A 20,257-nucleotide genomic window follows, 5' to 3' on the forward strand; every position below is an offset into this window, starting at 1 on the left:
TGTCATTGGCGACTGGATCCAGTTTTACAACCACCAGCGGCCGCATCAGGCCCTGGATATGAAAACGCCCGCTCAGGCATTTACATTAGTGGCGTGACCTGTGCAGGATTTGCTGGGTCAATACACGCACTCGAAGCGGAATTCGTCGGAGATGCGTCGGCGCCCTGGCCGCTGCTGGTGCGCCGCCTTGCCGCCGATGGTCATGTACACGCCGACGCGGTTGCAGGCGCTGCGCTGCTGTGGGCATTCGGGACGCTGATCGGCAATACCGACATGCATGCGGGCAACCTGTCGTTTGTCAGTCATCAGGGCCGCCCGTATCAGCTCGCGCCTGCATACGATGTTCTGCCCATGGGGTTTGCGCCGCGAGGCGGGGGCGCCATCATCGATACGCTTGCGCCAGCTTCGCTGACTGCCTCGGTCGATGGTGACACCTGGCGCGAGGCACTGCGTCTGGCCGAAGAGTTCGTTGCCACGCTCGAGGCCAGCACTGGATTTTCCGGCAGTTTCTCGCCCTGCCTTGGCGCGATACGCCGGCACATTGACGAGGCCGCATCCCGCATCGCCCGCCTGGCTTGAGTTGCCAGGCCGACACGGGGCATCGCCAGACGCGCCGTAGATTCCGGTAGCGAAGAGCAAGGCCGCCCGCCTGAGCAGGCACCGCCTGTAGCGCAAAGTGTTGCGACACAGGCGCATCAGTAGCTGCTAATCTGTCCGCACAACATGTTGGATTGTCCGGCGCGGGGAGGAATATCTTGGGACGGCTTCTTTCCGGTGTGCACACCTCCTGGGCACGATGCTTGCCCGTTTATCTTCTTTCTGCCGTTCTCCTCCTTGGCAGCTTGACCGCCACCGCGGCCGACAAATTTCTTGCGCCGGGTTTCACGAGCATCCCCGCCAGCAGTGACCTGCTGTTGATCCCGCTGGACGTGGAACTGTTCGAGCTCGGTGCAGGAGGCGTCGCCGAACCCAAGGCCGACTGGACCGCCGCGGCGGGAAAACACATGAACACCGCACTCGAAGCCTTCGGTGCGCGCCTCGGGCTGAAGCTCTCGCATCTCGACGAGGACGAGGCCGATTCGCATGCCGAGGCGCTGTCGCTGCATGCCGCGGTGGCGCAGTCGATCTCGCTGCACCACGGCATGGCGGGCACATGGGCGCTGCCCACCAAGGCCGGTCAGCTGGACTGGAGCTTTGGTGATGCCTTTGCCGACCTGCAGCGCGCCACCGGCGCCGACTATGCGCTGTTCACCTGGGCACGCGACAGTTACGCCAGTGGCGGGCGCAAGGCCGCGATGGTTGCGCTGGCCTTGATCGGCGTGGGCGTGAGCGGTGGGATCCAGATCGCCTATGCGACGCTGGTCGACCTGCACACCGGGCGGGTCGTCTGGTTCAACCAGCTGGCACGTGGCACCGGTGACCTGCGTGAGGCCACGCCGGCGGCCGAAACGGTCGAAACACTGCTGCGCGGATTCCCACGGGTGGCGCCGCAGTGATCGACCGTCGCGGCCTGCTATCTTTCGGCTGTGCACAATGTGCCGTGCTGGCCGGCGGCAAGGCTTTTGCCCAGGCGGCCGAGTGGCTGGCGCCGCCGCGTTTCCAGCGACCGCCGCTGGATACCGACGAAGGCGGACTGTGGGCATTCATGGACCGTGAGGAAAAGCGCCTGCGGCGCAGCCCCTTCCGTATGGGTGACAAGGCCTTGCGCGACTACCTCCAGGGCATCGCCTGCCGTCTCGGGGCAGATCATTGTCCAGATATCCGTGTCTATGCACTGCGCACCCCCTGGTTCAATGCCAGCATGGCCCCCAACGGCATGATGCAGGTGTGGTCGGGGTTGATGCTGCGGGTCGACAACGAAGCCCAGCTCGCCTCGGTGATCGGCCACGAGATCGGTCACTACCTGCAGCGTCATGCGGTCGAGCGGCTGCGCGACGCGCATTCGCGCTCGGCCTTCGGCATGGTGCTCAACATCGCACTCGGCGGCGTCGGCGCACTCGCCCAGCTCGCCCTGCTGGCCGGTCAGTTCGGCTTTACCCGCGACCAGGAGCGCGAAGCCGACCGGATTGGCGTGATCCTCATGAGCAAGGCCGGCTACGATCCGCACGAGGCGGCGCGGGTGTGGGCCAATCTGCGTGCCGAGGCCATGGCCTCGGGCGAAGACCCGGCTAAGCGCAGCGTGCTCTTTGCGACTCACCCCGATTCCGGCGAACGCGAGAAAACCCTCGCCGAACTGGCCAGCGGACGTACCGGCGAGACCGGGCTCGAAGCCTGGCGGACACGGATCGATCCGCATCTGCTGATGCTGCTCGAGGACGAGCTTCACCGCGGCCAGTTCGCCGAAACGCTGGTCCTGCTGGAGCGGCTGATCGGCCGCGACGGCGAGAACGGGCGCCTGCTGTTCGCGCGTGGCGAGGCCTATCGGCTGCGTGCCGGCGAGGGTGACGTCGGGCAAGCCATCGCCAATCTGGAGAAGGCTGCGACCCTCGCCGACGCCCCCGCGGTGGTCCATCGGTCGCTCGGCCTCGCACTGCAGGGCGAAGGCGCGGGAGAACGTGCCGTCCAGGCCTATCGCCGCTACATCGAACTCTCGCCCGAGGGGCCGGACGTCGAAATGATCAAGACATACATACAGGGATTGCAGCGTTCATGAAGATCCATCGCCTCGTGCTTGCCGCCTGTGCCTCGATCCTCGCCGCGTGCTCGAACGTGGCGGTCGTCGAACATGGTGACGCGCTGGTTTCCGACCGTCTTTCGGTGCAGATCGACCAGCCTTGGAACCGTTTCGAGAACAGTGCGGCCGGCCCCATCCCGACCTGGACGCGGGAGGGCTTCACGGTCGATGCGCTGCAATTCTTCGTTGCGGTGAAAGACGGCAAGCCGATCGCCCCCGCACGGGACAAGGCCAAGCCGATGATCTTTCGCGACGGCATGCAGGCCCACGAGATCGTGAGCCTGTTCGAAAACTTCTACACCCAGGACGGTTCCACCTTCAGACTCGACCGCCTGGCCCCCGATTCCTTCCTCGACGGGGACGGTTTCCGCTTCGAATTCACGCGCCTTCGCAAGCGCGACGACGTGCGTCTGTCGGGCGTCGGCTGGGCTGCGGTGAGCGGCGGCGAACTCACCGCAATCGTGTTCACCGCGCCACGAATCCACTTCTTCGGTGCGGAGATCGGCGAAGTCGAGCGTCTCGCAGGCTCGGCACGCCTCAGATAGCGGCGCGGGGCGCACCAATGCAAAGCGGGCCGGCATTGCCGACCCGCGCGTGAATGGATGAATCCGACTGCGACTACTACTAGGTAGAAGGCTTGCTCGGCGTACTCATGCCGCCACGATCATCCTTGGCCTTGTCCCCCGAACAAGCCAGGGCGTTAACACTGGCAATCGAAAGCAGGGCGGCAAGCAGAGCCGATATGAAACGTGTCATCCATGCTCCTGTGCGTTATTCGGAGATTCCACTCTAGGCGTAGTCCGGGACTTCTTCAAGGAAAGAATTTGCCAAAAATCGTGTCGGAAAAATGGCGACACGTCAGCCTTGTCCAAGGGCCACCTGCGTTGCCCTGCCGGGTGCCTGCGGCAAGTGCTGCGGCGATGTCGGCGGATCGCTGAAGCGATGGCTGCGGGCAGGGCCGACGGCCGGTGAAGAGGCGATGGTCGACGGGATGCCGGCGAAACCGCTGCGCACGAGCCACTCGAAAACCGAGTCAACGGTGACGGTATCGATCTGACCACTCATGCGCCGCGCGAAAGGCTGGTCGTCGAAGGCGATGTGGGCGGTGGCGATGCGCGCGCCGAGGCGCTTGATAGCCGGGATGTGCAGGGTCGTCGGGCGGTAGTCGTGCAGCCTGAGCCAGGCCTGGGCATGCTCGCGGTCATCTGCGCCGGGTTCTAGCAGCATCGCCATGGTCTCGATGGCCCACTGGTTGCTCTGCTGGTAGTGGGTGCTCCAGGGGTAGGCGAGCATGTTGTAGTGCTGCTCGTGCATGCGGGAGATGCGCGTGTTGTCGGCGAGCGCCGGGACCATCGCCGCCTGCACCTGCGGCGCGAGGACCGCCAGGCCGGCCTGGTAGCGGAACAGCCCGTCGCTGAAGAACTCGGCGAGGCCCTGGCGGTACAGGTCGCCGCGGTCGCTGCCGCACTGGTTGAGCTTGTGCACCACCCGCCAGGCCCCGCGGCCGCCGAGTGCGGCGGGGTCGCGGTAGGCGATGCCAAGGTGGGAGTAGCGCAACCGGTATTCATCCAGGTCCTGTCCGGCGCGGGCCAGGATGACCACTCGGGCGCCGCTGCGATCGAGCGCCTGCGCGGTGGCCGCGGCAAGTTCCAGGCTTTGGCGCAGTTCGGCCGCGCCGGGCTTGCGCGCCTCGCAGTTCTGGCCGGCGTGGCCGGGCAGCGGCATCAGCAGCACGGCGGCAAGCAGCAGGGCGGTTCTCATCGCGTGATCCTCTCGTCGTAGAGCAGCGCTTCACCGAGCGCATTGGGAATCAGGCACAGCGCCTCCCCCGCGGCCGAGAGCAGCCAGCCGGCGGCCAGCACGGTGACGCTGACCACCGTGCCGGCGGCCACCGCCGAGGCGCCGATCGCGCCGGCGCTGAACTCGATGACCGCGCTGGCGCCGTCGGAGGCGCGTTCCAGTACCCACACGGTGCCGCGGGCGGAGGCCTCGACCGCAGTCACGGTGAGCACCGCGCCGGCCGAGAGGATCATCACCGGCGCGGCGAGCGAGGCAGCGATTGGCAGGCTGAGCGACAGGCTGGAGGCCGCGCTGGCTTCGGAGGCGCCACCGTGGGCGTGCGCACCGACGATAAAGGCGAGCGGGGAGAGGGCCAGCAGCCTGAGGCTCTGGCGGCGGGTAAGCATGGTCATGATTGATGTCCTTTCGGGGTGGCGGCGGAAATGGCTTCGTCGGTGCGGTGAATGCCCTTGTCCAGCGCGGCCTCGGCACGGTCAGCCTCGTAGGCGTCGCGCAGGGTCTTGGCGAGCGTGAAGGCGCTGGAGATCAGGTACAGCCAGCTCACCGCGAGGCAGGCCTTCCAGTTGGGACCGATCTGCATCCGCCACAGCCCCCAGCCGGTGAGCGCCATCGCCAGCAGGAAGCCGCCCCACACCACCAGGCGCCACAGCGGCGTGTCGGCCGGTGCGTCCTGGTTGTCGCGGATGAACTTGGACAGGGCGAACGCCGAAGACAGGCAGAACACATAGCCCATCACCATGAAGGCGCGGTCGAGATCGCTACCGGGCAACCAGGCGAGCCCACCAGCGCACACGCTCAGCGCCAGGCCGAACGATATCCAGACCTGCATGCGCCAGGCACGGGTGTCACGTCGAATCAGCTGTTCCATGGATTTCTCCGGGTGGTTGAAGACGGCCTCATCTTCATCACCCGGCCGCATCGGTACAAGCTAACGCTGCGATGTCTTTATTGATTAAACTTTGCGTATCGTCTGCCGATACTTTTCGTGGTTTGCTCGCCAGCGCCGCCCGGCGGCTTTAGGCTGGCACCACTTTCACTGGCGGATGCACACGACATGAGCACCACTTCCGATCTCGTCGGCGCCCTCAAGGCCGAGCTCAAGAGCGCCGGCATCACCTACGCGACGCTTGCCGAACGCCTCGGCATGGCCGAATCCAGCGTCAAGCGCATGTTCTCGGCGAGCGGCGACATGCCGCTGTCGCGGGTGGACGAAATCTGCCGCGCGCTCAACATGGATTTCGCCGATCTCGCCCGCCGCGTGGCCGACACCCAGCCGCTGCTGCTGGAGCTCACCCTGGAGCAGGAAAAGGCGGTGATGGCCGACCGCAAGCTGCTGCTCGTGGCGATCTGCTGCATGAGCCAGTGGAGCTTCGCGCAGATCGTCTCCACCTACGCGATCAGCGAGGCCGAATGCGTGCAGCAGCTCACCCGCCTCGACCGCCTCGGCATCATCGACCTGCGCCCGCTCAACCGCTATCACCTGCGCGTGGCAAAGGGCTTTCGCTGGCGGCCGCAGGGTCCGGTAATGGAATACTTCCGCGACGAGGTGCTGGACGATTACTTCGCCGGCGGTTTCGACGGCGAGGCCGAGATGCTGATGGTGGTGCACGGCCAGATCGGTCGCGGCCTGGCCAATTCCTTCCGCGAGCGGCTCGCCCGCATCGGCCAGGATTTCGCCAACCAGCACATCGCCGACCAGAAACTGCCCGCCGCCGAGCGCCGCCCCTACACCCTGGTGATCGGCATGCGCTCCTGGCTGATGGCGGCCTTCCGCGACATGATGCGGCCCGAGTCGCGCTGGCCGGAAAGCCCGTCGCGCTGAAGCACCAGCCCCGCAAACTCATTTCCGAAACGTCGAGAACCCAAGACCATGTTCCGCTCACTCGCCAAGGCCGTGCTGCGCACCCTCACCCGCGTGCTGTTCCGCATCGACGTGGAAGGCACGCTGCCGCCGCAGCCCGAACGGCTGCTCGTCATCGCCAACCACGAATCCTTTCTCGACGGCCTGCTGCTCGGCCTCTACCTGCCGATGAACCCGGTGTTCGTGGTGCACACCACGGTGGCGAAGAGCCGCTGGTTCCGACTGATCCTCTCGCTGGTCGATTACCTCGCGGTGGACCCGACCAGCCCGATGGCGATGAAGAAGGTGGTGCGCCTGCTCGAATCGGGCCGCCCGGTGGTGATCTTCCCGGAGGGCCGCATCACCACCACCGGCAGCCTCATGAAGACCTACGACGGCCCCGCCTTCGTGGCCGCGCGCACCGGCGCCAGCATCCTGCCGATCCGCCTCGAGGGCGCCGCCCGCACCTGGTTCTCGCGTGTTTCGGGCAAGGCGCCGAAGCGCCTGTTCCCCAAGATCCGCCTGGCCATCCAGCCGCTCACCCGCATCGCCATGCCCGAGGCGCCGACCGCACGCGAACGCCGCCGCAAGGCGGGCGAGGCGATGCGCCGGGTGATGCAGGAGATGGTCTTCGCCAGCCGGCCGCGCCAGACCCTGTTCGAGGCCTTGCTCGACACCGCGGCGATCCACGGCCGTGGCCGGCGGCTGGTCGAGGACCTCAAGCAGGAAGAGTATTCCTATGGCGACCTGCTCAAGATGTCCCTGGCCCTCGGCCGCCTGGTGGCGCGCGAGACCGCGCAGGGCGAGAACGTCGGCATCCTGCTGCCCAACCTCGCGCCGACGCTGGCGCTGGTGGTGGGCCTGCCGGCCTTCGGCCGCACGCCGGCGATGCTCAACTACACCGCCGGCGTGGACGGCATGCAGGCCGCCTGCACCGCCGCCGAGGTGGTCACCGTACTCACTTCCCGGGCCTTCGTCGAGCAGGCCAGGCTTGGCGACAAGCTGGCCAGCCTGCAGGGCATTCGGCTGATCTACCTAGAGGACCTGCGCGCCGCGATGACGCTCTCGGACAAGCTGTGGCTGATGCTGTGGGCGATGCCTTTTCCCTACGCCGCGACCCGCATCGGCAGCGCGGAGGACCCCGCCGTGGTGCTGTTCACCTCGGGCTCCGAGGGCAAGCCCAAGGGCGTGGTGCTGTCGCACCGTGCGCTGCTCGCCAACATCGCCCAGATCCGCGCGGTGGTGGATTTCTCGGTCGATGACAAGATCCTCAACGCGCTGCCGCTGTTCCACTCCTTCGGCCTCACCGCGGGCGGCCTGCTGCCGCTCTTCTCGGGCGCCAACGTGTTCCTCTATCCCAGCCCGCTGCACTATCGCGTGATCCCCGAACTGGCCTACGATCGCGGCTGCAGCGTGCTGCTGGGCACCTCGACCTTCCTCGCCAACTACGCAAAGCATGCCCATCCCTACGATTTCTACCGGCTGCGCTACGTGATCGCCGGTGCCGAGAAGCTCGCCGAGCCGGTGCGCGAACTGTGGTTCGAGAAGTTCGGCATCCGCATCTTCGAAGGCTACGGCGCCACCGAAACCGCGCCGGTGATGGCGGTCAATACCCCGATGGCCTTTCGTCGCGGCACCGTCGGCCAGTTCCTGCCGGGCGTGCAGGCCAGGCTCGAACCGGTGCCGGGCATCGCGCGCGGCGGCATGCTGCACGTGAGCGGCCCCAACCTCATGAGCGGCTATCTGCGCTTCGATCGCCCCGGCGTGCTGCAGCCCCCGGCATCGAGCGCTGGCACGGGCTGGTACGAGACCGGCGACGTGGTCGAGGTCGATGATGACGGCTTCGTGCGGATCGTCGGACGGGTCAAGCGCTTCGCCAAGATCGCCGGCGAGATGGTCAGTCTCGAGGTCGTCGAAAAGATCGCCGCCGCCGCGGCTCCCGCCGCCCAGCACGCCGCATCGACCCAGACCGACGCCGCCAAGGGCGAGGCGCTGGTGCTCTTCTCGACCGACCCGGCGCTGGCCCGCGAGGCCCTGGTGAGCGCCGCCCGCGTCCAGGGCGCGAGCGAACTCGCGGTGCCGCGCAAGATCGTCACGGTCGACGCGCTGCCGCTGCTCGGCACCGGCAAGATCGACTACGTGACCCTGAAGCAATGGGCGGAGGCAGCCTGATGGCCGGGGCGGCTTGCGGACGAGGGGACAGGGCATGAAGCAAGCCTGTGTCCATCCTCTTGCCAGTCGTCGCAACGGCACGCTCTGCGTGGGGGGCACCTCGAACCTCGTGCAGCGCGTGTGGCAGCACCGGGACGATCGAGTTGATCGAGGAGAACAATCCGGGCTGGTGAGTCCTGTACGGGGAGATCGTCGGATAAGTGCCGTGTCTACCGCGGGTGTGGATTCCGGCGTTCGCCGGAATGACGGGGCCCCTCGTACGAGCCTCCATAGTCGAACCTGCTGCTCCCGGTCACGTTTCGAACGGGGGTGGATTTCGCAGAGCCGACCGTCCGGAGCTCTTTGGCGGATCGGAAAACCGCGTCATCCCGGCGAACGCCGGGATCCACGACGGGCTCCAGTACTCCGTCGCGCCGCATCGACCCAGGCAGACGCCACCAAGGGTGGGGCGCTGCCGCTGCTCGGCACCGGGAAGATCGAGGAGAACAAACCAGGCTGGCGGGATCTGAGCGAGGAGATTGCCGGATGAGTGCATTCTCCACCGTGGGTATGGATTCCGGCGTTCGCCGGAATGACGGGGCCCTCTGCGCGAGCCGCCATAGTCGAACCTGCTGCCGCTCCCGGTCAGGTTGCGAACGGAAATGGATTTCGAAGAATCGGCCGTCCGGAATTCTTCGGTGGACCGGAAACCCGCGTCATCCCGGCGAACGCCGGGATCCACGATGGACGCTGGCCCCCATCGGACAAGGTGACCAAGCATGAAACAAGCGTGTGTCTATCTGCTCGCCAGTCGTCGCAACGGCACCCTCTACGTGGGTGTTACCTCGAACCTCGTGCAGCGCGTGTGGCAGCACCGGGAAGGACTCGCCGAGGGGTTCACGAAGCGCTATGGCGTAAAGCAGCTGGTGTGGTTTGAGCTGCACGACGACATGGCGTCGGCGATCCGCCGCGAGAAAGCCCTCAAGGAATGGCAGCGCGCCTGGAAGATCGAGTTGATCGAAAAGACCAACCCGGGCTGGCGTGACCTTTACGAGGAGATTGTCGGATGAGTGCCGTTTCCACCGTGGGGGTGGATTCCGGCGTTTGCCGGAATGACGGGCACCTTCCCAAGCGCAAGCTACCGGGTAACGCCGGGCCGGTGGCCACGTGCAGGAGCCTTCCCACCCATACTTGCCGCCAATCGGAAATGCCCCGTCGCAGGATCCGGAGTTCGCAGCAACTGCCGTCCGTAATCTCGCCCCGAAGCGCCGGGCAGCGTCATCCCGGCGAACGCCGGGATCCAGAACGGCCGTCTGCTCGTCCCCTGCCCGATGAGCTACGGACCCGCTTTTCCAACCGTCGCACCACCCGTCCTTGAGACCCAGATGAGCTCCCAGTTCAAACTCCTCGAGCAGCGCCGTTTCCTGCCCTTCTTCCTGACCCAGTTTGCCGGCGCCTTCAACGACAACTTCTACAAGAACGCCTTGGTGGTGCTGATGACCTTTCAGGCGGCGCAGTTCACCACGCTGGCGCCCGGCGTGCTGGTGAACCTCGCCGCGGGGCTTTTCATCCTGCCATTCTTCCTGTTCTCGGCCACCTCCGGACAGCTTGCCGACAAATACGAGAAGAGCCGCCTGATCCGTTTCACCAAGCTGCTCGAGATCGGCATCATGGTGCTCGCCGCGGTCGCTTTCGCGCTCAAGTCGTTGCCGCTGATGCTCGGTACGCTGTTCCTGATGGGCACCCAGTCGTCGATCTTCGGCCCGGTGAAGTACGCGATCCTGCCGCAGCACCTCGCCGAGGAAGAGATCGTCGGCGGCAACGCACTGGTGGAGTCGGGCACCTTCGTGTCGATCCTGCTCGGCACCATCGCCGGCGGTGTCACCATCGCCCTGCCCGGCGGCACCACCCTGGTGTCGATCGGCGCGATCGTGGTGGCGGTGCTCGGCTATGCCGCCAGCCGCGGCATCCCGATCGCGCCGGCGGCCGCCCCGGACCTGCGCATCAACTGGAACCCGCTCACCGAGACCTGGCGCAACATCGGCGAAACTCGCGGCAATCGCACGGTGTTCCTGTCGATCCTCGGGATCTCCTGGTTCTGGTTCTACGGGGCGATGTTCCTGTCGCAATTCCCGGGCTATGCGCGCGAGGTGCTGGGCGGCGACGAGCACGCGGTGACGCTGCTGCTGGCAGTATTTTCGGTCGGCATCGGCATCGGCTCGCTGCTGTGCGAGAAGCTCTCGGGGCGGCACGTCGAGATCGGCCTGGTGCCCTTCGGCTCGATCGGCCTGACCCTGTTCGGCCTCGACCTGTGGTGGGCCAGCCCGGCCAGTGTGGCCGCGGCCGCACCGCTGCCGATCGGTGCGCTGCTCGCCACGCCGTCGAGCTGGCGGGTGCTGTTCGACCTGGTGATGATCGGGGTCTTCGGCGGCTTCTTCATCGTGCCGCTGTACGCGCTGATCCAGACGCGCTCCGAGCCGGAGCGGCGCTCGCGCATCATCGCCGGCAACAACATCCTCAACGCCTTGTTCATGGTGGTTGCCGCCGGCCTTGCGGCGGGCCTGCTGGCGGCGGGTGCCAGCATCGCCCAGCTGATCCTCGTCACCGCGCTGCTCAACGCCTGCGTGGCAATCTACATCTACACCCTGGTGCCCGAATTCCTGCTGCGCTTCGTGGTGTGGATGCTGGTGCACACGGTGTATCGGCTCAAGGTGGTGGGCGAGGAGCACATTCCCGACGAAGGGCCGGCGCTGATCGTCGCCAACCATGTGAGCTTTGCCGATGCGCTGATCATCATGGCGGCGAGCCGCCGGCCGATCCGTTTCGTGATGGATCACCAGATATTCCGCTGGCCGGTGCTGTCCTTCCTGTTCCGCACCAGCCGGGCGATCCCGATCGCGCCGGCCAAGGAAGACCCGGCGATGATGGAGCGTGCCTTCGACGAGGTGGCCGCGGCGCTCGAGGCGGGCGAGCTGGTGGGGCTGTTTCCGGAAGGCCGCATCACCGACGACGGCGAGCTCGGGCCCTTCCGCCCTGGGACTGCCCGCATCCTCGAGCGCACGCCGGTGCCGGTGGTGCCGATGGCGCTGCGCGGGCTGTGGGGCAGCAGCTTCAGCCGCAAGGACGGCCCGGCGCTGTCGCGCCCGCTGCGCCGCGGCATCTTCAACCGTGTCGAACTTGTCAGCGCGGCGCCCCTGAGCGCGGCGGAGGCGACGCCAGAACGCCTGCAGAACATCATCGCGCAATTGCGTGGCGAGATGCGCTGAGTGCCCAATCCCATCAGAGCGGAGCCAATTCGATGAACTTCTTCGTAGCGTTTTTCAAGACCGTGCTGCTCATGGCGCTGATCGTGCTCACCTTCGGTGGCGGCGCGTGCTTCGTCATCGGCCTGGGCGAGTTCAACAATGGCGGCGCGTTGTTCGTGCCGATCGGTGGCGGCGTGGCGCTGCTCTTCGGCTGGGCGGCATGGATGCTGCTCAAGAGTTTCCGCAAGCCTCCGGCCGGGGACGACGACATCGGACCGAACCAGGGCCAGGACTGAGATGCCGCTCGACCCCGCCACCGCCCACGCGGTCCATGCCCTCTTCGAGGCACTGGCGATCGCGCTCGGCGTGCGCTGCTACCTCGGCCAGCGCGCAACCGGCAGTGTGAAGGCGCCGTTCGCGGTGCTGGCCGGCTGCCTGCTCGGCGCGGCGATCGGCAACAAGGCGGCGTTCTGGCTGGAGATGCCCGAGCTGTTTTCGCGCAGCGAGGGCTGGATGCTGCTGCTCACCGGCCAGTCCATCGTCGGCGGGCTGCTCGGCGGCCTGATCGGGGTGGAGGCCGCCAAGCTGCTGAGCGGCCATCGCGCCTCGACCGGCGACCGCTTTGTCTTCCCGCTGCTGCTGGCGATCGGGGTGGGGCGCATCGGCTGCTTTCTGGCCGGCCTCAACGATGCCACCTACGGCCTGCCGACCACGCTGCCCTGGGGTGTGGATTTCGGCGACGGCTTGCCGCGCCATCCCACGCAGCTCTACGAGATCGTCTTCTGCATCGCCCTGGCGGCGGTGCTGGCCTGCTGGCGGGCGCCGCTCGCCGCCACGCCCGGCCTGCGCTTCAAGCTGATGCTGAGCGCCTACCTGCTGTGGCGGCTCGGCATCGACACCATCAAGCCGGTGCATCATCCCTGGCCGCTCGGCCTGTCGGGCATCCAGTGGCTGTGCCTCGCCGCGCTTTCGATCTATCTGCCGCTCACGCTGCGGCAACTCAGGAGACATGCCCGTGTCCCGCAAGAATCGCCCATGGCTCTTCTATGACACCACCACTTCGGTGTGCGGCACCTGCCTGCATACCGTCGAAGCCAAGATCCTCATCAAGGACGGCCGGGTGTACATGGAGAAATGGTGTCCCGCCCACGGCAGCGAGCGGGTGCTGATCGCCGACGACGCGGACTATTACCGGCTGGCGCGCGAGGTCTACGTGAAGCGCCCCGAGATGCCGGAAAATTTCTCCACTCGCATGCGGTACGGCTGTCCATATGACTGCGGCCTGTGCCCGGACCACATGCAGCACTCCTGCCTCACCGTGCTCGAGATCACCGACCACTGCAACCTGCGCTGCCCGGTGTGCTATGCCGGTTCGGGGCCGGAGCGGCTCAGCCACAAGCCGCTGGCCGTCGTCGAGGCGATGCTCGACGCGGTGGTGAGGAACGAGGGCGAGCCGGACGTGGTGCAGCTCTCCGGCGGCGAGCCGACCCTGCACCCGGATTTCTTCGCCATCCTCGACGCGGCCCGCGCCCGGCCGATCCGCCACCTGATGGTGAACACCAACGGCATCCGCCTTGCCCAGGAGCCGGATTTCGCCGCGCGGCTGGCCGAATACACGCCCGGGCTGGAGATTTACCTGCAGTTCGATTCGCTACGCCCCGAGGTGCTCAGGACGCTGCGCGGCGCCGAGCTCGGCCGCATCCGCGCGCAGGCGCTCGAGGCCCTTGAACGCCACGGCATCTCGACCACGCTGGTGATGACCCTGAAGAAAGGCCTCAACGATGACGAGATCGGCGAGGTCATCCGCCACGGCCTCGGCTACCGCTGCGTGCGCGGGGTGACCTTGCAGCCGATCCAGGACGCCGGCCGTAACGAGGGCTTCGAGGCACGCGAGCATCGCCTCACGGTGAGCGAGATCCGTCGCCGCATTGCCGAGCAGTCCGGCATCTTCACCCTTGACGACATCGTGCCGGTGCCCTGCAACCCGGATACATTGGCGATGGGCTACGCGCTCAAGCTCGGCGGCGAGGCCGTGCCGCTGACCCGTTATCTCGGTCCCGAGGCGCTGCTGGCGGGGCCCGCCAACACCATCGTCTTCGAGCGCGACCCGGCGCTCAAGGAGCAGGTGTTCCGGCTCTTCTCGACCAATCATTCGCCCGAATCGCAGGCCGGCTGCCTGTCCGAGCTGCTGTGCTGCCTGCCGCGCGTTGATGCGCCCGAGCTCGGTTACGAGAACGTTTTCCGGGTGCTCATCGTGCAGTTCATGGATGCGGCCAACCTCGATATCCGCGCGCTCAAGAAATCCTGCATCCACATGGTTCAGCCGGACGGACGGATGATTCCCTTCGAGAGCCACAACCTCTTCTATCGCGATGCGCAACTGGCGCGGACCGAAGCGATCCGCGCCGAAATCGATCGCTCGACGACGCAGCGGCGGCTCGCCTTCGTCGCACGATGACATGCCGGACATGTATGCATCTGCATATTGTGCGACGCATCATCAAATCGTCTTGAGATTGGGAAAATCTAGATTTAAAGCGTTATTAATCGATACATACCGTATTGTGCAGCGCCGCATTTCTAGTATAGTCAGGTCAAACGGACTTGGAGATCCGCGATGCCTGCCCCCACTGCACATTCCCTGCCACGCGCCATTCACTGGCCGGCCACGCTGGACCTGGCACAGAGTGTCTCCGGCCTGATCCTCGCGCTGTTCATGTGGTTTCACATGTGTTTCGTGTCGGCGATTCTGGTCAGCCAGGATGCCGCATGGATCGTGGCGCGCTTCTTCGAGGGCTATTTCGTGTTCGGCCGAGCGCTGCCCTGGCTGGTGTCGATCTTCGTGGCGATCATTTCCTCCCTGCTGGCGGTTCACGCCTTGCTGGCACTGCGCAAATTCCCGGCCGACTGGGCGCAGTATCGCGCCATCGCTGCCCATACTCACCGCATGGGGCACGGCGACACCCTTTTGTGGCTGGTGCAGGTGGTGACAGGCTTCGCGATGTTCTTCCTCGCGCCGGTGCACCTCTACACGATGATGACCCGTCCCGAGCTGATCGGCCCCTTCGAGTCTGCTGATCGTGTATGGAGCGGCTTCTACTGGCCGCTCTACCTGATCCTGCTGTTCATGGTCGAGATCCACGGTGGCGTGGGCCTGTACCGGCTGGCGCTCAAATGGGGCTGGCTGCCGGCTGGCGACACCCGCGCCGGCCGCCGCCGGCTGGCCCTGGTCAAATGGGCGCTCACCGCATTCTTCCTGACGCTCGGCCTGGCCTCGCTGGGGGCGTACATCAAGCTCGGCCAGGAGCACGCGCTCCAGGCCGGCGAACCCTATGTGCCGACCTGGCTGCGGGTGGAGCCGGCGCAATGAAGATTCGTCACACCGATGTGTTGGTGATCGGCGGCGGGCTGGCCGGCTTGCGCTGCGCGATCGGCGCGCGGCGGCGCGGGCTGGAGGTGCGTATCCTCTCGCTGGTGCCGGCCAAGCGCTCCCATTCGGTCGCCGCCCAGGGCGGCATGCAGGCCAGCCTGGGCAATGCCGCCCGCGGCGCCGGCGACAACGAGGATGTGCATTTCGAGGACACCGTGCGTGGTTCGGACTGGGGCTGTGACCAGCTCGTCGCACGCATGTTCACCCACATGGCTCCCAAGGCGGTGCGCGAACTCGCGGCCTGGGGCGTGCCCTGGAACCGGGTGGAACGCGGCAGCGCCGAGGCGGTCATCAACGGCCAGCGGGTCACGCTCACCGAGCGCGACGAGGCCCACGGCCTGATCACTGCCCGCGATTTCGGCGGTACGCGCAAGTGGCGCACCTGCTACACCTCCGACGGCACTGGCCACACCATGTTGTACGCGCTGGGCGACCGCGCGGTAGCCGAGTCGATCCCGGTGGACGAGCGCTGCGAGGCCATCGCGCTGATCCACGACGGCAGTCGCTGCCAGGGCGCGGTGGTGCGTGACCTCATCACCGGCGAACTGTCGGCCTGGCTGGCCAGCGCCACGGTGATCGCCACCGGCGGTTACGGGCGCATCTACGGCGTGTCGACCAACGCCATCATCAACGAGGGCATCGGTGCGGCGCTTGCCCTCGAGACCGGGGTGGCACGACTGGGCAACATGGAGGCGGTGCAGTTCCATCCCACCGCCATCGTACCGGCCGGCATCCTGGTGACCGAAGGCTGCCGTGGCGATGGCGGCGTGCTGCGCGACGTGGACGGCCACCGCTTCATGCCCGACTACGAGCCCGAAAAGGCCGAGCTGGCCTCGCGCGACGTGGTGTCGCGCCGCATGGCCGAGCACATGCGCCGGGGCAAGGGCGTCAAGGGCGACGGACCGGAGCACCTGTGGCTCGACATCACCGGCCTTGGTGCTGCCCACATTGACCGCAAGCTGCGCGAAGTGCGCGACATCTGCCATCATTTCCTCGGCATCGATCCGGCGCGCGACTGGATTCCGGTACGGCCGACCCAGCACTACTCGATGGGCGGCATCCGCACCGATCACCGTGGCGAATCGCCCTGGCTGCGCGGCCTGTTCGCCTGCGGCGAGGCAGCCTGCTGGGATCTGCACGGCTTCAACCGGCTGGGCGGAAATTCGGTGGCCGAGACCGTGGTGGCCGGCATGCTGGTGGGCGAATACGTAGCCGACTACGTGCGCGACGAAGGTGCGGGAATCAGCCTCTCCCCGTCGCTGGCACGCGATTTCATCGCCCGCGAGCAGGCCGGCCTCGATGCCATTCTCGCGCGGCCGGGCAACGAGAACGCCCACGCGATCCGCCGCGTCATGGAAGAAACCATGACCGGGCAGGTTGGGCTGTTCCGCGACGAGGCCGGCCTCACGGCGGCGGTGGAAACACTGACCGACCTGCTGGCGCGGTCAGCGCACATCGGCACCCGCAACAAGCGCGCCGATGCCAACCCCGAGCTGGTCCTTGCCTGGCGCCTGCCGAAGATGCTCAAGCTGGCGCTGGTGGTGGCTCAGGGCGCACTGGCACGGCGCGAGAGCCGCGGCGCGCACTGCCGCGAGGACCATCCCGAGCGCAACGACCGCGACTGGCTCAAGCGCACCCTGGTGAACTGGCAGGCGGACGGCCCGCGTCTCGAATACGAGCCGATCCCGGTCGAATCCATGGAACTGCCGCCGGGCTTCCGCGGTTACGGCACGCGCAACATCGTCGATCATCCCGAAACCGCTGCGCGCCTGGGCGAGGTCGAGGCACGACGCACCGCGCTCGCCGGCGCCGACCGCCACGCGGTGCAGAGCGCGCTGATGCCTTTCGAGGCCCTGCTGCCGGCGCGCTACCGCGGCCGCAACGCCCGCCTTGCGGAGACCGGGCAATGAGCCGCGTCCTTTCGATCTCGATCTTCCGTCACAACCCGCGCGACCCGGCCAGCGTGCCGCACATGGAAACCCACGAGCTCGCCGAGGCGCCGGGAATGACGCTGTTCATCGCGCTCAACCGGCTGCGCGAGACCGTCGCGCCCGACCTGTCCTTCGATTTCGTGTGCCGTGCCGGAGTCTGCGGTTCGTGCGCGATGGTGATCAACGGCCGGCCGGGTCTTGCCTGCCGCACGCTCACCGCGGCGCTGCCCGAGCACATCAGCCTGCACCCTTTGCCGGGCTTTGCGTTGATCGCCGACCTGTCGGTGGATACCGGGACCTGGATGCGCGAACTGGCCGAAAGCCTCGAAACCTGGGTGCACCTCGCTGCCGAGCCCGACATCGACCTGCTTGAAGCGCCGATGGAGCCAAAGCTCGCTGAAGAAATCTACGAACTCGACCGTTGTATCGAGTGTGGCTGCTGCATTGCCGCCTGCGGCACGGCACAGATGCGCCCCGGCTTCGTCGGTGCGGTCGGCCTCAACAAGATTGCGCGTTTCCGTCTCGACCCGGCCGACAGTCGTGACGACGCGGATTACTTCGAGCTGGTCGGCAACGACCAGGGCATTTTCGGTTGCATGAGCCTGATGGGCTGCGAGGACCTGTGCCCCAAGGAACTCCCGCTGCAGACCCAGTTGGCCTGGCTGCGCCGTGGCATGGCGCGACAGGGCCTGCGCGGCATCTTCAAGAAAAAGGACAATGAATGAGCGAGTCATCCGAACGCGCGCTGCAAGGGCCCGCCCGCCTGCCCGATTACCTCAGCAGCACCTACACCTGGGCCTACCTCAACCCCCGCACCATGCCCTGGCTGGATCGCGCGCCGGTGGTCTCGGCGATCCTGTGGGGCAATGCCGGGCGGCTCATGCGCTGGGCGGTGAGCCGCTTCGAACCTGGCCAGAACGTACTCCAGGCCGCCTGCGTGTATGGCGATTTCTCGAACATGCTGGCACGGCGAGTGGGTGGCGAAGGCCGTCTGGTGGTGGCTGACGTGGCGCCGATCCAGATCGCCAACGCGCGCCGCAAGCTCGCCGGCCTGCCCCAGGCCGAGCTGCGCGTGGCCGACCTGGTGGAGCCGATCCGGGAGCAGTTCGACGCGGTGTGCTGCTTCTTCCTGCTCCACGAGGTTCCCGAGAACGCTCGCCGGCGTATCGTCGCCAACCTGCTGTCGGCGGTAAAGCCGGGTGGCCGCGCGGTGTTCGTGGACTACCATCGACCGCGGCGCTGGCATCCGCTGGCGCCGGTCATGGCGCAGGTATTCCGCTGGCTGGAGCCCTACGCGCCGTCGCTGCTCGATGTGCCGATCGAATCGCTGGCCGACGAGGCCAGTCACTTCGATTGGCGCAAGGAAACCCGCTTCGGCGGGCTTTACCAGCTCGTGGAGGCGAACCGGCGGAACTGAACCCCGCGCGAGCGGCGTGCAGGACAGCCTTGCCGTGCAGCAAATTTGTAAGCAATCCTTGCTGTCCTGTCAGGATTCGCGCATAAGGCATGAGAATCCGGGTCGGGCCTGCGTGACGCCATGCAACATGACAAGCGCGCACCGGCAAACGCGCCCGCTCCGATCACTGCCATTCGATGAAGCCAATGTCCCGAGCCATGAACCCGTTGGGCCTTTCCGCCCCGCGCCGCCTCGTGCTGGCGCTGCTTCTGCTTGCCTGTGCGCTGGCACCCGCGCCCGCCGCCGCGTTCGGTTTTCCGGACGTCGCCGCCAAGGCACGCAAGCTGGCCAGCGAGGACTACAAGGTCCCCGACAACAAGATTCCGGATACCCTGCGCGCGCTCTCGCCGGGGCGCTACCACGCGATCCGCCCGCGTCCCGGGCGCGCATTGTGGGCCGGTACCAATGTCGGTTTCGAAGTCTCGCTGCTGCCGCGCGGCATGCGTTTCGACCAGCCGGTGAAGATCAACGAGGTCGACCTCGACGGCGTACGCCCGTTGCGCTTCGATCCCACGATGTTCGATTTCGGCAACCTCAAGCTCGACCAGAAGAAGCTCCGGCACCTCGGCTTCGCCGGTTTCCGGGTACACACCCCCCTCAATCGCAAGGATCGCATGGACGAAGTGCTGTCCTTCGTCGGCGCGAGCTACTTCCGCGCGCTCGGCAAGGGGCAGGGCTACGGGCTGTCGGCACGGGGACTCGCCATCGACACCGCGCTGCGCTCGGGCGAGGAATTTCCGCGCTTCAGCGAATTCTGGATCGCCCGGCCGGTGGCCGGCAGCAAGGAACTCATCATCTACGCGCTGCTCGACTCGCGGCGCATGACCGGCGCCTACCGGTTCGTGCTGCGACCGGGCGCCGACACCGCCATGGAGGTGCGCGCACGCCTCTATCCGCGCGGCGAGGTGGCCAAGCTCGGCATCGCACCGCTGACCAGCATGTTCTTCTTCGGCGAGAACCAGCCGCCACCGGCCGGCGACTACCGGCCCGAGGTCCACGACTCGGACGGCCTGTCGATACAGACCGGCAGCGGCGAATGGATCTGGCGCCCGCTGGTCAACCCGCGTCGCCTGCTGGTGACCGCCTTTGCCACCACCAATCCGCGCGGTTTCGGCCTGATGCAGCGCGATCGTGTGTTCGACAATTACCAGGACGCCGACGGCCGGCTGGAATCGCGCCCGAGCGCCTGGGTAACACCCGACGGCGACTGGGGTGCCGGCCGCGTGGAACTCGTGCAGATCCCCACGCCGGACGAATCCAATGACAACATCGTCGCCTACTGGGTACCCGACAACGGCATCCCTAAGGGCAAGTACCTCGAACTGGCCTACGATCTCGACTGGCAGATGAGCGCCGAGACGCGCCCGCCGCTCGCCTGGGTGATGCAGACCCGCCGCGGCCGTGCGCCCGACGAGGGCAGCGAGGGAGAAATCTGGCTGCGGGTGGATTTCACCGGGCCTGCGCTGTCCAGCCTGCCGCCCGAGGCGCCGGTAAAGGCCGATTTCTCGATGGATGGCAACGGCGAACTGATCGACATGACGGTACGACGCAATGATGCGGTCGGCGGTCAGCGCATGATCATCCGCATGCGCCGTCACGACGAGACCAAGCCGATCGAGATGCGTGCCCAGCTGCGCGGCGTGGACAAGGACGGCAAGCCGACCCTGCTGTCCGAAACCTGGAGTTACATCTTGCCGGGTGAGTGAGTGCCTGCGACCATCGCGTCGGGC

At 66.7% G+C, this 20,257-nt stretch carries 21 protein-coding genes; 17 read left to right on the forward strand and 4 right to left on the reverse strand.

Features of this window, described 5'->3' with window-relative positions; all coding sequences use genetic code 11:
• The first annotated feature begins 4 nt into the window (after positions 1-4).
• From GQB03_RS23585 to GQB03_RS18335, 5 genes are all read left to right on the forward strand, one after another.
• A complete protein-coding gene (locus GQB03_RS23585; protein WP_407644549.1) occupies positions 5-97 on the forward strand; it encodes an integrase core domain-containing protein in 93 nt (30 codons plus the stop codon).
• Positions 94-579, forward strand: coding sequence for a HipA domain-containing protein (locus GQB03_RS18320; protein WP_200832297.1), 486 nt, complete (start codon positions 94-96; stop codon positions 577-579). Before GQB03_RS23585 ends, GQB03_RS18320 begins: the two co-directional genes overlap by 4 nt.
• A gap of 221 nt (positions 580-800) precedes the next feature.
• Positions 801-1,496, forward strand: coding sequence for a hypothetical protein (locus GQB03_RS18325; RefSeq protein WP_235027128.1), 696 nt, complete (start codon positions 801-803; stop codon positions 1,494-1,496).
• On the forward strand, positions 1,493-2,653 hold the full coding sequence (locus GQB03_RS18330; RefSeq protein ID WP_159692460.1) for a M48 family metallopeptidase: 1,161 nt from the start codon (positions 1,493-1,495) through the stop codon (positions 2,651-2,653). The genes GQB03_RS18325 and GQB03_RS18330 overlap by 4 nt, the downstream gene beginning before the upstream one ends.
• Positions 2,650-3,219 carry a hypothetical protein gene (locus GQB03_RS18335; protein ID WP_159692462.1) on the forward strand — a complete coding sequence of 190 codons (570 nt, stop codon included), beginning with the start codon at positions 2,650-2,652 and terminating at the stop codon, positions 3,217-3,219. The genes GQB03_RS18330 and GQB03_RS18335 overlap by 4 nt, the downstream gene beginning before the upstream one ends.
• A 79-nt stretch (positions 3,220-3,298) precedes the next feature.
• Here GQB03_RS18335 and GQB03_RS23440 read toward each other — a convergent pair whose 3' ends face one another.
• From GQB03_RS23440 to GQB03_RS18350, 4 genes are all read right to left on the reverse strand, one after another.
• Positions 3,299-3,430, reverse strand: coding sequence for a hypothetical protein (locus tag GQB03_RS23440; protein WP_268817566.1), 132 nt, complete (start codon positions 3,428-3,430; stop codon positions 3,299-3,301).
• A 102-nt stretch (positions 3,431-3,532) separates the two neighbouring features.
• On the reverse strand, positions 3,533-4,435 hold the full coding sequence (locus GQB03_RS18340; RefSeq protein ID WP_159692464.1) for a DUF2145 domain-containing protein: 903 nt from the start codon (positions 4,433-4,435) through the stop codon (positions 3,533-3,535).
• On the reverse strand, positions 4,432-4,866 hold the full coding sequence (locus tag GQB03_RS18345) for a hypothetical protein (protein ID WP_159692466.1): 435 nt from the start codon (positions 4,864-4,866) through the stop codon (positions 4,432-4,434). Before GQB03_RS18345 ends, GQB03_RS18340 begins: the two co-directional genes overlap by 4 nt.
• Positions 4,863-5,342: a YiaA/YiaB family inner membrane protein gene (locus tag GQB03_RS18350; protein ID WP_159692468.1), complete on the reverse strand. Its 480-nt coding sequence runs from the start codon at positions 5,340-5,342 to the stop codon at positions 4,863-4,865. The genes GQB03_RS18345 and GQB03_RS18350 overlap by 4 nt, the downstream gene beginning before the upstream one ends.
• A gap of 186 nt (positions 5,343-5,528) precedes the next feature.
• Here GQB03_RS18350 and GQB03_RS18355 point away from each other — a divergent pair, with 186 nt between their 5' ends.
• From GQB03_RS18355 to GQB03_RS18415, 12 genes are all read left to right on the forward strand, one after another.
• A complete protein-coding gene (locus tag GQB03_RS18355; protein ID WP_159692470.1) occupies positions 5,529-6,296 on the forward strand; it encodes a helix-turn-helix domain-containing protein in 768 nt (255 codons plus the stop codon).
• 48 nt (positions 6,297-6,344) lie between these two features.
• A complete protein-coding gene (gene aas / locus GQB03_RS18360; protein WP_159692472.1) occupies positions 6,345-8,486 on the forward strand; it encodes a bifunctional acyl-ACP--phospholipid O-acyltransferase/long-chain-fatty-acid--ACP ligase in 2,142 nt (713 codons plus the stop codon).
• Between the two features lie 758 nt (positions 8,487-9,244).
• Positions 9,245-9,535, forward strand: coding sequence for a GIY-YIG nuclease family protein (locus GQB03_RS18370; RefSeq protein ID WP_159692474.1), 291 nt, complete (start codon positions 9,245-9,247; stop codon positions 9,533-9,535).
• Between the two features lie 315 nt (positions 9,536-9,850).
• Positions 9,851-11,731 (forward strand): MFS transporter, encoded by a 1,881-nt coding sequence (locus GQB03_RS18375; RefSeq protein ID WP_159692476.1) that lies wholly within the window; start codon positions 9,851-9,853, stop codon positions 11,729-11,731.
• Between the two features lie 32 nt (positions 11,732-11,763).
• Complete coding sequence (locus tag GQB03_RS18380) at positions 11,764-12,006, forward strand: hypothetical protein (protein WP_159692478.1); 243 nt, start codon at positions 11,764-11,766, stop codon at positions 12,004-12,006.
• 1 nt (position 12,007) lies between these two features.
• Positions 12,008-12,760, forward strand: coding sequence for a prolipoprotein diacylglyceryl transferase (locus tag GQB03_RS18385; protein ID WP_159692480.1), 753 nt, complete (start codon positions 12,008-12,010; stop codon positions 12,758-12,760).
• Positions 12,726-14,168, forward strand: coding sequence for a radical SAM protein (locus GQB03_RS18390; RefSeq protein WP_200832298.1), 1,443 nt, complete (start codon positions 12,726-12,728; stop codon positions 14,166-14,168). The genes GQB03_RS18385 and GQB03_RS18390 overlap by 35 nt, the downstream gene beginning before the upstream one ends.
• A gap of 159 nt (positions 14,169-14,327) precedes the next feature.
• Entirely contained in the window at positions 14,328-15,080 is a 753-nt protein-coding gene (locus GQB03_RS18395; RefSeq protein ID WP_159692484.1) for a fumarate reductase cytochrome b subunit, read from the forward strand.
• A complete protein-coding gene (locus tag GQB03_RS18400) occupies positions 15,077-17,050 on the forward strand; it encodes a fumarate reductase flavoprotein subunit (protein ID WP_159692486.1) in 1,974 nt (657 codons plus the stop codon). The genes GQB03_RS18395 and GQB03_RS18400 overlap by 4 nt, the downstream gene beginning before the upstream one ends.
• Positions 17,047-17,796, forward strand: coding sequence for a fumarate reductase iron-sulfur subunit (locus GQB03_RS18405; protein WP_159692488.1), 750 nt, complete (start codon positions 17,047-17,049; stop codon positions 17,794-17,796). The genes GQB03_RS18400 and GQB03_RS18405 overlap by 4 nt, the downstream gene beginning before the upstream one ends.
• Positions 17,793-18,488: a rhodoquinone biosynthesis methyltransferase RquA gene (gene rquA / locus GQB03_RS18410; protein WP_159692490.1), complete on the forward strand. Its 696-nt coding sequence runs from the start codon at positions 17,793-17,795 to the stop codon at positions 18,486-18,488. The genes GQB03_RS18405 and rquA overlap by 4 nt, the downstream gene beginning before the upstream one ends.
• Before the next feature lie 185 nt (positions 18,489-18,673).
• Positions 18,674-20,233 (forward strand): glucan biosynthesis protein G, encoded by a 1,560-nt coding sequence (locus GQB03_RS18415; RefSeq protein WP_200832299.1) that lies wholly within the window; start codon positions 18,674-18,676, stop codon positions 20,231-20,233.
• Positions 20,234-20,257: the final 24 nt, after the last annotated feature.

The sequence above is a fragment of the Cognatazoarcus halotolerans genome (genome assembly GCF_009800965.1).
GTDB lineage: Bacteria > Pseudomonadota > Gammaproteobacteria > Burkholderiales > Rhodocyclaceae > Cognatazoarcus > Cognatazoarcus halotolerans.